Consider the following 1,076-nt stretch of genomic DNA (forward strand, 5'->3'; position numbering starts at 1 on the left):
GCGGGTGTCGTCTTGGCCGTGGGTGGTGACGAGGGCGGTGGTGATGGCGGGGTGGGTGGTGAGGGTGTGTTCGATCTCGGCGGGTTCGATGCGGTAGCCGCGGAGTTTGATTTGGTGGTCGGTGCGGCCGAGGAAGTCGAGTTGTCCGTCGGGGCGGCGGCGGGCGCGGTCTCCGGTGCGATACAGCCGCCCGCCGTGGGGGTCGAAGGGGTTGGCGATGAAGCGTTCGGCGGTGAGGGCGGGGCGGTGGTGGTAGCCGCGGGCTAGGCCTTCTCCGGCGATGTAGAGCTCACCCATGACACCCGCTGGTAGGAGGTTGAGGTGGGCGTCCAGGACGTAGGTGCGGGTGTTGGGCAGGGGTGCGCCGATAGGCGTTGGCCCGGGCTGCGGCCTTTGCGGCATGGCGGTGAGGTCGCTGTAGGTGGAGTCGATGGTGGTCTCGGTGATGCCGTAGGCGGTGAGGAGGCGGGTGTGGGGTCCGAGGGTTTGTGCGGTGGTGTGGGCGGCGGTGGTGTGCCAGGTGTCGGTGGTGGCGATGAGGAGTCGTAGGTGGGGGAGGGTGGTGTTGGTGTGGGTGAGGTGGGTGGTGAGTTGGTCGATGTAGCGGGGGGCGGTTTCGAGTGCGGTGATGTGGTGGGTGTGGAGTGTGTGGGCCCATTGGGCGGTGTCGAGCTGGAGTCCGGTGGGGGCCAGGACGAGGGTTCCGCCGGTGGTGAGGGCGCGGATGAGGTCGCCGGTGAAGACGTCGAAGCTGATGCTGGTCAGGCAGAGCCAGCGGTGGTGGTCGGTGGGGGTGTAGTGGGTGTGGGTCCAGGCGGTGTGCAGGGCGGTGAGGTTGTGGTGGGTCAGGAGGGCGGCTTTGGGCCGGCCGGTTGTGCCTGAGGTGTAGATCAGGGCTGCGGTGGTGTCGGGGTGGATGGTTGTGGCGGGTGGGGTTGTGGGGTGGCTGGTGATTGCGGCGTGGGTGGTGGCCTCGTCGAGGTGGAGGGTTGGGGTGGCGGGGTGGCCGGGTGTGGTTGTCAGTGCGTGTGTGGCTGGGGTTGTGGGGGTGTGGGTGATCAGGAGGCTGGTGTTGC

The 1,076-nt window shown here is 68.4% G+C and carries 1 protein-coding gene; it reads right to left on the reverse strand.

The annotated features are described in order from the left end of the window. Positions 1–1,076, reverse strand: a 1,076-nt coding sequence (locus ABZ860_RS42840) for an AMP-binding protein (protein WP_357232628.1), incomplete at both ends; no start/stop codon positions are given.

Origin of the sequence: Microbispora sp. NPDC046973, from assembly GCF_040644495.1 — a bacterium.
Taxonomy (GTDB): domain Bacteria; phylum Actinomycetota; class Actinomycetes; order Streptosporangiales; family Streptosporangiaceae; genus Microbispora.